Raw genomic sequence first — 8,862 nt, forward strand, 5'->3', positions numbered from 1 at the left:
CCCCCCGCCGAGCCCCACGAGCGCGTCCAGGGCGGCTCTGTCCAGGCCCTCCTGACGCATCACGCCGACCCGCTCCCCCGTGCCGGCCAGCACGGCGGCGGCCACCATCGCCGCGTCCCCGATGGCCTCGGCCTCACCCGTGCTGGAGCCGGAGGAAAGCGCCTGACGGTAGGCCCGCTCACGGACCGCCTCGTCGAAGTGGACGGACACGTCCCGCAGTCCGTCCCGTATGGCCGTCGTCCGGTGCGTCAGCCGCAGCTCGATGTCACCGACGGAACGCCAGGACAGCAGTGCGTTCCGCCCGGTACGGCCGGTGCCCCGGGCGCCGACGAGCCGGAAGAGCGGCCCGAGCCGCAGGAAGGCGACCAGGCTGTCGATGCGCGGCCCGAGCAGCGGCAGGACATAGCCCGCCGAGGTGAGGACCGCCCCGACCGTGACCAGCATCGGGGCCAGCCGGGTGCTCAGCGGATCCCAGTGCTGGCCGGTCCAGCGGCCGGAGACGGCCACCATCTTCAGGACGCCGTACGCGCTGGTGCACAGCCACCCGACGGTCAGCACGGCCAGTGCCCTCCGTGTCCAGCCGCTGAGCCGGGGGGTCCAGCGCCAGCACAGAATCGTGGTGGTGAGGGCCGCCGCCATGTGGGCCACCAGATAGAGGACGATCATCTCGCGGACGAACGGCGTGTGCGCGTAGTAGGTGTCGAAGTCGGCGAGGCGCTCGACGGGCGCGTCCCCGACGGCGAAGAGCGCCGTCTGCGCCGCGATGACCACCGCGTACGCGAGCAGCCACCGGCGGGAGACCTGTCGCAGCCGGGCGGGGTCGTCGGCGCCGCGCCAGTGGACGATCAGTACGAGGGACGCGGCGGAGAAGGCGTTCACCGCCCCGTAGGTGACGCAGGCGGCGGCGTTGGGCAGGCCGACGACACGGTTGACGAAGCCGACGGTGGGCGGGGCGCCGAGGGCGAAACAGCACCCGGCCAGGAAGATCACGGCGCAGAGCGCGCGCTTCATCGGATCTCTTCGGTCACGCCACAGGCCGGGCATCTGGGCGGCGAAGCCGGCCCACAGGGCGGCGGCCGCCAGAAAGTACACCAGTCCGTTCACGTCAGGCCCCCCGGCTCGGTCCGAGAGACCTCTCGCGTCAACACCCTTCACACAGTAGTCACGTAGTCAACCCGACAACGGGTGTCCGTGCGACGACAGATGAAGGGATACCGGTCACCGACGACCGGCCCTCCGGGACCGTCAGCCCTCCAGGACCGGACCGTCCGCCCTCCTCGACGATCAACCCTCCTCGGCGGTCAGCCTCAGCGAGATGCTGTTGATGCAGTACCGCTGGTCGGTCGGGGTGGCGTACCCCTCGCCAGCGAAGACGTGCCCGAGGTGCGACCCGCACCGTGCGCACCGCACCTCCGTGCGCACCATCCCGTGCGACCGGTCCTCCAGCAGCTCCACCGCGTCGCTGTCCTTCGGGTCGTAGAAGGACGGCCAGCCGCAGTGCGACGCGAACTTCGTCTCGGAGGTGAAGAGTTCGGCACCGCAGGCGCGACAGGAGTAGACACCCTCGGTCTTGGTGTCGGTGTACTCGCCGACGAACGCGGGCTCCGTGCCGGCCTGCCGCAGCACGGCGTACTCGGCCGGCGTCAGCTCCGCACGCCACTGCTCGTCCGGCTTCTCGACGTCGTACGACATGGGCCTCAGCCTCTCAACTCGACTCAGCTGGAAAGACGGTCCAGGATCCGCGGGCCCAGGTCCGTCACGTCACCCGCGCCCATGGTGAGAACGAGATCGCCGGGCTTCGCCATTCCCGCGATCGCGGCCGGCACCCCGGCCTTGTCGTGCAGGGCGGTGACGTCCGCGCCCGCGCTCCGCGCCGCGTCGATGATCAGCTCGCTGGTGATCCCCGGGATCGGGTCCTCGCGGGCCGGGTAGATGTCGAGGACGACCGAGGCGTCCGCCAGGGCCAGGGACTGCCCCATCTCGGTGCCCAGCTCCTGGGTGCGGGAGAACAGGTGCGGCTGGAAGACCACCAGGATCCGCGCGTCGCCGGCGGCGGCCCGCATGGCCTCCAGGTCGGCGGTCATCTCGGTCGGGTGGTGCGCGTAGGAGTCGATGACCTGGACGCCCCCCGCCTCACCCTTCAGCTGCAACCGCCGCTTCACGCCGGTGTACGCCGCCAGCGCGGGCGCCAGCTCCGCCGCCGGCACGCCGAGCGCGACACCGGCGGCCAGCGCGGCGACGGCGTTGTGCGCGTAGTGCCGTCCGGGCACGGACACGGTGAACGTGAGCTCCTGCCCGTCCAGCACCACCGTGACCTCGCTCTTCAGCCCCTGCGCCACGACCGACAGCACACGGACGTCGGCGTCCTCGCGCTCGCCGTACGTCACCGTGCGCACCCCGGACAGCCGGGACGTCAGCTCGCGCGCGCCCTCGTGGTCGGCGGAGATCACCAGCGTGCCCCCGGGCACGATCTTCCCGGCGAACGTCTCGAAGGACTCGTAGATCTCGTCCATGGACGCGTAGTTGGCGTGGTGGTCGAGCTCCACGTTGAGGACGATCGCCACCTCGGGCGCGTACTTGTGGAAGCTCCGGTCGCTCTCGTCCGCCTCGGCGACGAAGATGTCGCCGTCGCCGTGCGTGGCGTTCGAGCCGGGTACGTCGAGGTCGCCGCCGATGGCGTACGACGGCCGCAGTCCCAGCTCGCCCAGCGAGACCGCGAGCATGGACGTCGTCGTGGTCTTGCCGTGCGTACCGGCGACCGCGATCGGCCGCAGTCCGTCCATCAGCCGGGCGAGCGCGTCCGACCGGTGGACGACGGGGATCCCCAGCTCGGCGGCGCGGGCCAGCTCGGGGTTGTCGGCCCGGATGGCGGAGGAGACGACCACGGCCGTCGCGTCGTCAGCGAGGTGCTCGGCGGCATGCCCGATGTGCACGGTCGCCCCGAGCGCCCGCAGGGCCTCGGCCGTCTCCGACTCCTTGGCATCGCTCCCCGCGACCTTCGCCCCGCGCTGCGCCAGAATCTTGGCGATCCCGGACATCCCGGCCCCACCGATCCCGATGAAGTGCGGCCGATCCATGGCGGAAGGCAGTCCGGGTGCCATGTCTGTTCTCCAAGCGACGGTACGAAGACGATCCACGCCCCACAGCAGGCGCGCCCCCCACCCTAGTAGCTACAAACTCCGGGCCCTTTGTAGCCATGGGCCAGGGGCCGCGCCCCTCCCTCAAGCCCGCGCGTGCGAGAACAACTTCAACACCGGCACCCCCACCTTGTGCCGGGCCCGCGAGGCCCAGTCCCGGTGGAAGAACTCCTCCACGTAATGCGGATCGGTCAGCACCAGCACCTCATCGGCCGAGACCTCCTCCACCAGCGACTTCAGCGCATCCAGCGGATGATCCTCGATCAGCCGCCCCTCCGCCGTGCTCCCGGCCACGCGCAGCGCCTGCAAGGACACCTCCAGGGCCCGTTCCCCGGCGTCCATCGCCTGCTCCCCCTCCGGCGTCTCCCCCTCCCGTGCCGCCTCGTCCAGCTCACCGAGGGCGAGGTCGTCGACGGCCCGCAGCAACCGGTCGGCCTGATTTCCGCGCGGCTGGAGCAGCACGTGGAAGGAGGCCCGCTCGTCGCCGTGCAGGGTCGTGACGAAGTCGACGTCCGCGGACGTCAGAGCCTTCTCGATCATCAATACGCTCGTGAACGACACCACAGGCGCCCTTCTCCTCGGAGGGCCCTGCGGGCCCTCACTCCTCAGAGTTCTAGTGTGCCCGGCGAAAGCTGAACGGAACGGCAGATTCCGCCTGCTTTCACGTACGACGGTCCCGCCGTCACGTACGACGGTCCCGCCGTCACTTACGACGGTAACGACCGAACAGGAACCCGGACTCCTCCAGTAGCGACACCAGGGCGAAGCGCTTGGGCACCGCCACCGAGGGCCCCCCGGCGATCCGCTGCGCGTCCCCCGCCGTGAGCATCGGCGACACGGTCAGACAGAGCTCGTCGAGGACGTCGGCGGCGACCAGCTGGCCCAGGACCCGCGGGCCGCCCTCGGTGAGCAGCCGGGTCAGCCCCAGGTCGGCGAGGGCCCGTACGGCACGGGCCGGGTCGACACCCATCCCGTCCCCGGCGACGACCACCCGGACCCCCGCCTTCTCGGCGGTGGCGACCTTGTCCGGGGCCGCGGCGGCGCCGGTGAGCAGCAGCGTGGGCGTCAGCGGCGAGGTGAACAGCGGCAGCGAGAAGTCCAGGTCCAGGCTCGCGCTCACCACGGCCACGGCGGGCGCGGGCGGCTGCCCGGCCGCCCGGCGGGCCTCGGCGAACGCCTCCCGGGCGCGTGCGGGGCGGTACCCCTCCTGCCGTACCGTTTCCGCGCCGACGATCACCACGTCCGCGAGCCCCCGCAGCGTGCCGAAGATCCTCATGTCGGCCTCGCTGGAGATCGGCTGCGAGCGCCCGTCGTGCTGGGCGGCGCCGTCGAGGGTGGACACCATGTTGGCGCGCAGCCAGGGCTCCCGCCCGCCCGGCGCGGGCTCGGGGTAGGCGTACGCCGCCGCCAGTTCGTCGAGGCTCCACTCCCGCTCGACGAGGTCCGACGCCCCGGCCGCCGCCGAGGGCCGACCGTCCCGCACACCCGGCGTCCGGGCCACCGCCGGGCCCTCGCCCCCGCCCGCCGTCGGCACCTCGGTCGCATCCGCCCCACCGGTCGCTACCGGTGTCCGGGCCGCTGTCTCTTCGGTCACAGGGAACAGGCGTCGCATGTCGTGCAGTGTGGCACGCCCCTTAGACTCGGTAACCGTGTCGTCGTCCTCAGCCACCGTGTCCGGAATCGGTTCGATACCCGAAGCGGTTCCCGCGTCCCTGTGCACCCGCGAGCCCCACGTCCCCGCGGACCGGCTCGTCGCCGAGATGGTGCCGCCGCCCCGCTTCGACTCGGTGCGTTTCGACACCTACATCCCGGACCCGAACCAGCCCAGCCAGACCGAGGCCGTCCGCGCCTTGAGCGGTTTCGCGGCGGGCCTCGGCGGGGCGCACGCGACCGGCGCCGGCCGGCGTGGCTTCCTCGGCTTCGGCCGGGCGAAGGCACCCAGGATCCCGGCGGGCCCCCGCGGCGTCTATCTGGACGGCGGCTACGGCGTCGGCAAGACACACCTCCTCGCCTCCCTCTGGCACGCCACCCCGGCCGAGCCCTCCCTCAAGGCCTTCGGCACCTTCGTGGAGCTGACGAACCTGGTCGGCGCCCTGGGTTTCCAGAAGACGGTGCAGACGCTCTCCGGCCACCGTCTGCTGTGCATCGACGAGTTCGAGCTGGACGACCCGGGCGACACGGTCCTGGTGTCGACCCTGCTCGGCAAGCTGGTCGACGCGGGCGTGGCCCTGGCCGCCACCTCGAACACCCTGCCGGGCAAGCTCGGTGAGGGCCGGTTCGCGTCGGTCGACTTCCTGCGGGAGATCCAGGGCCTGTCGGCCCACTTCCGCTCCCTGCGCATCGACGGCGAGGACTACCGCCACCGCGGTCTGCCCGAGGCCCCGGCGCCGTACTCCGAGGAGGAGGTCACCAAGGCGGCGTACGCCACCGAGGGCGCCTCGCTCGACGACTTCCCGCACCTGCTGGACCACCTCGCGCGTGTCCACCCCAGCCGGTACGGCGCCCTGACGGACGGTCTGAAGGCGGTGTGCCTGACGGACGTCAAGCCGGTGCCGGACCAGTCCACGGCGCTGCGGCTGGTGGTGCTGGCCGACCGGCTGTACGACCGCGAGGTGCCCGTGCTCGCCTCGGGGCTGCCCTTCGACCGGCTGTTCAGCGAGGAGATGCTGAACGGCGGTTACCGCAAGAAGTACTTCCGGGCCATCTCCCGCCTCACCGCCCTCGCGCGCGACGCCAAGCGTCTCGTGGAGCACTGAGCCCACCGCCACCAGCCGTCACGCGATCCAGCGGAACTCCCCCAGGTCAAGGGCCGGTTCCAGCCAACTCGCCCACGCTTTTCAGGCTCTCTTCAGCTCGCAACGTTAAGTTAACCCTGCAAACAACTTTGCAGGGTTAACGTGTTTCTTGACCAGCGGTTGACCATCGGTTGACCAAGTCGAGCAACTGTCGACGCGTGGGAGACACCCGGAACTGCCAGTGAGGAGGCTCATATTGCGAGGTACGACGACCCGGACCGTCTTTTCGGCCCTAGCCGCCGTCCTGCTCACCCTGGCGTTCTTCACTCCCGCGACATCCTTCGCAGCCGCGCACACGCTTGGTCAAGTCAAGGCCAAAGCCGAGCCCGGAAACACCCTCACCGCGAAGCCGTTGCGTGACACGGCGGTCACCCACCGCACGTGCGCACCCTCACAGGACCCGACCGGTCCTCACCGCACACGCGACCGGCATCGCCTCACCACCCACACCGTTCCCGGGACGCCCGCGCGTCCGCCGCTGGGGGAGAACCCGGCGGCCGCGAGCGCACCCGAACGGCCCTCGGCCCCGTACCACCGGGCGTCGAGACCTCTCACGGCCCACACCCCGGCCGTTCTCCAGGTCTTCCGCTGCTGAGCCGCGGAGCGCCTGTTCCCCCCACTCTGTCGTGCAAGCCCGACGCGCCACGAGGCGCGCCAGGAGGAGTCACCCCATCATGCAGCCCCTCATCGACAACGCCCGTACGTTCGGACAGCGCCCTGAGGAGTTCGCCAGGCTGGCCGAAGGCCAGTCCCCCGAGGTCCTGTTCATCACCTGCTCCGACTCGCGGGTCGTCCCGGCCCTGATCACGGGCGCCCGCCCCGGCGAGCTCTTCGAACTGCGCACCGCCGGCAACATCGTCCCGCCCTACACCGCCGACCGCCCCACCGGTGAAACGGCCACCATCGAGTACGCCGTGGAGGTCCTCGGCGTCACCGACATCGTGGTCTGCGGACACTCGCACTGCGGCGCCGTGGGCGCCCTGGTGCGCGGCGACGACCTGGACGCCGTACCGGCCGTACGCGACTGGCTGACCAACGCCACTCCCCGCCCGGAAGGGGCGGTCGAGGATCCGACGGTCGCCGACGGCGTGCAGAACCACGTCCTCAGCCAGCTGCTGCGCCTGCGCTCCTACCCGTGCGTGGAGAAGCGCCTCGCGGACGGACGGCTGCGGTTGCGCGGCTGGTACTACGAGGTCCACACGGGCGCCGTGCGCGAACACCGCGCGGAGACCGACAAGTTCGAGACCCTGTGAGCGGCGGCCAGGTGTCCGACATGAACTCCAAGACCTCTCCCCTGCCCCCGTCCTCCTCGTCCTCCCCCTCCAAGTTCCCCCATCTGCGGCAGGACTTCGGCGCCTCGCTCGTCGTGTTCCTCGTCGCCCTCCCGCTGTGCGTCGGCGTCGCCGTCGCCTCCGGGGTACCGGCCGAACTCGGCCTGGTCACCGGCATCGTGGGCGGCCTCGTCGCCGGGATGATGCCCGGCAGCAGCCTTCAGGTCTCCGGCCCGGCGGCCGGTCTGACCGTGCTGGTCTTCGAGGCGGTCCGCCAGTTCGGGCTGCCCGCCCTCGGCGTGATCGTGCTCGCCGCCGGTCTGCTCCAACTCGCCATGGGCGCGCTGAAGCTGGGCCGTTGGTTCCGCGCCATATCCGTCTCCGTCGTCGAGGGCATGCTCGCCGGCATCGGCCTGGTGATCATCGCCGGCCAGCTCTACGCGGCGGCCGGCCTGAAGGCACCCGCCTCCGGCCTCGACAAGATCGCGGGCCTGCCCGGCGCCTTCGTCGACGCCGTGAGCAGCACCGCCGCCCTCGCCTCGCTGGCGGTCGGCGCGGGCACCATCGCCGTGATGGTGCTGTGGAAGCGCCTGCCGAAGAAGGTCCAGCTGGTTCCCGGCGCGCTCGCCGCGGTCCTGCTGGCCACGGGCGCCACCCTGGCCTTCAGCCTCCCGGTGGCGAACGTCGAGGTGAAGGGCCTGCTGGACGTGATCCAGCCGCCCGGCCTGGACGCCTTCGGCCAGCTCGCCGACGTGGCGCTGCTCGGCACGATCCTCGCCTTCACCCTCATCGCCTCCGCCGAGAGCCTGTTCAGCGCGGCGGCCGTGGACCGGATGCACGACGGTCCGCGCACCGAGTACGACAAGGAGCTGATGGCCCAGGGCGCCGGCAACACCTTGTGCGGGCTGCTGGGCGCGCTGCCGATGACGGCGGTGATCGTGCGCAGCTCCGCCAACCTCCAGGCCGGCGCGAAGACGAAGGCCTCCCGCGTCCTGCACGGCGTCTGGCTGCTGCTCTTCGTGGCCCTGCTCCCGGGCGCGCTCGCCCTGATCCCGCTCCCGGCCCTGGCCGGCATCCTCGTCCACGCGGGCTTCAAGCTGATCCCGTTCCGCGGGGTCGTCTCCCTGTGGCGCACGCACCGGGGCGAGGCGCTGATCCTGGTGGCCACGGCCGTGGCGATCGTCGCGGTCAACATGTTCGAGGGTGTCCTGATCGGTCTCGCCCTGTCCGTGGCCAAGACCGCCTGGGAGGCCTCGCACATCAAGCTGGAGGTCATCGACAAGGGCGCGGGGCCCGTCCAGGCCTACCTCTCCGGCAACGCGACGTTCCTGCGCCTGCCGAAGATCCTGGACAGCCTGGAGTCCCTCCCGCAGGACCGCCCCGTGGAACTCCACCTCACCGGCCTCCACCACCTGGACCACGCCTGCCGCACCGCCCTGGAGAACTGGGCGGCCCGCCACAGCACGACGGGTACGGAGCCGGTCCGGATGACAGTCCCGGAACCGGAAAAGGCGACGTCAGGCACACTCTGACTCGGCCACCGGGCCCGGTGTCCCGGCCTACGCCTGTCTCTTATACACAACTCCTAGCCCACGAGACAAGCAGAAATTACGTATGCCGAGTTTTGTTTAGAAAAAAAAAACAAATATAATATAAAGA

Annotated in this window: 8 protein-coding genes; 3 read left to right on the forward strand and 5 right to left on the reverse strand. The window is 71.0% G+C overall.

Translation table 11 applies throughout. The features are described from left to right. The 5 genes from P1P70_RS34925 to P1P70_RS34945 form a co-directional block, all read right to left on the reverse strand. On the reverse strand, window positions 1-1,104 hold a 1,104-nt coding region (locus P1P70_RS34925), incomplete at its 3' end, for an MAB_1171c family putative transporter (protein ID WP_319245029.1). A 180-nt stretch (window positions 1,105-1,284) separates the two neighbouring features. Then, on the reverse strand, window positions 1,285-1,692 hold the full coding sequence (gene msrB / locus P1P70_RS34930) for a peptide-methionine (R)-S-oxide reductase MsrB (protein ID WP_319245031.1): 408 nt from the start codon (window positions 1,690-1,692) through the stop codon (window positions 1,285-1,287). 23 nt (window positions 1,693-1,715) lie between these two features. Continuing rightward, a complete protein-coding gene (gene murC / locus P1P70_RS34935; protein ID WP_319245033.1) occupies window positions 1,716-3,101 on the reverse strand; it encodes a UDP-N-acetylmuramate--L-alanine ligase in 1,386 nt (461 codons plus the stop codon). Between the two features lie 120 nt (window positions 3,102-3,221). Continuing rightward, entirely contained in the window at window positions 3,222-3,677 is a 456-nt protein-coding gene (locus tag P1P70_RS34940; RefSeq protein WP_319245035.1) for an indole-3-glycerol phosphate synthase, read from the reverse strand. A gap of 163 nt (window positions 3,678-3,840) precedes the next feature. Next, on the reverse strand, window positions 3,841-4,749 hold the full coding sequence (locus tag P1P70_RS34945) for a pyrimidine reductase family protein (RefSeq protein WP_319245037.1): 909 nt from the start codon (window positions 4,747-4,749) through the stop codon (window positions 3,841-3,843). Between P1P70_RS34945 and zapE the strand changes: the two genes are divergently transcribed. The 3 genes from zapE to P1P70_RS34960 all read left to right on the forward strand — a co-directional run bounded on the left by zapE (window position 4,748) and on the right by P1P70_RS34960 (window position 8,735). After that, a complete protein-coding gene (gene zapE / locus P1P70_RS34950) occupies window positions 4,748-5,893 on the forward strand; it encodes a cell division protein ZapE (protein ID WP_319245039.1) in 1,146 nt (381 codons plus the stop codon). The two genes, P1P70_RS34945 and zapE, sit on opposite strands and share 2 nt — an antisense overlap. Window positions 5,894-6,606: 713 nt before the next feature. Further along, on the forward strand, window positions 6,607-7,185 hold the full coding sequence (locus tag P1P70_RS34955) for a carbonic anhydrase (protein ID WP_319245041.1): 579 nt from the start codon (window positions 6,607-6,609) through the stop codon (window positions 7,183-7,185). Between the two features lie 20 nt (window positions 7,186-7,205). Further along, a complete protein-coding gene (locus P1P70_RS34960; RefSeq protein ID WP_319245044.1) occupies window positions 7,206-8,735 on the forward strand; it encodes a SulP family inorganic anion transporter in 1,530 nt (509 codons plus the stop codon). Window positions 8,736-8,862 lie beyond the last annotated feature (127 nt).

The sequence above is a fragment of the Streptomyces sp. MB09-02B genome (genome assembly GCF_033794485.1).
Classification (GTDB): Bacteria; Actinomycetota; Actinomycetes; order Streptomycetales; family Streptomycetaceae; genus Streptomyces.

Excerpts from the sequence above, each read along its gene's own strand:
- msrB (WP_319245031.1), bottom strand. The coding sequence starts at position 1,692 with ATGTCGTACGACGTCGAGAAGCCGGACGAGCAGTGGCGTGCGGAGCTG.
- P1P70_RS34955 (WP_319245041.1), top strand. The coding sequence starts at position 6,607 with ATGCAGCCCCTCATCGACAACGCCCGTACGTTCGGACAGCGCCCTGAG.
- murC (WP_319245033.1), bottom strand. The coding sequence starts at position 3,101 with ATGGCACCCGGACTGCCTTCCGCCATGGATCGGCCGCACTTCATCGGG.
- P1P70_RS34960 (WP_319245044.1), top strand. The coding sequence starts at position 7,206 with ATGAACTCCAAGACCTCTCCCCTGCCCCCGTCCTCCTCGTCCTCCCCC.
- zapE (WP_319245039.1), top strand. The coding sequence starts at position 4,748 with ATGTCGTGCAGTGTGGCACGCCCCTTAGACTCGGTAACCGTGTCGTCG.
- P1P70_RS34945 (WP_319245037.1), bottom strand. The coding sequence starts at position 4,749 with ATGCGACGCCTGTTCCCTGTGACCGAAGAGACAGCGGCCCGGACACCG.
- P1P70_RS34940 (WP_319245035.1), bottom strand. The coding sequence starts at position 3,677 with ATGATCGAGAAGGCTCTGACGTCCGCGGACGTCGACTTCGTCACGACC.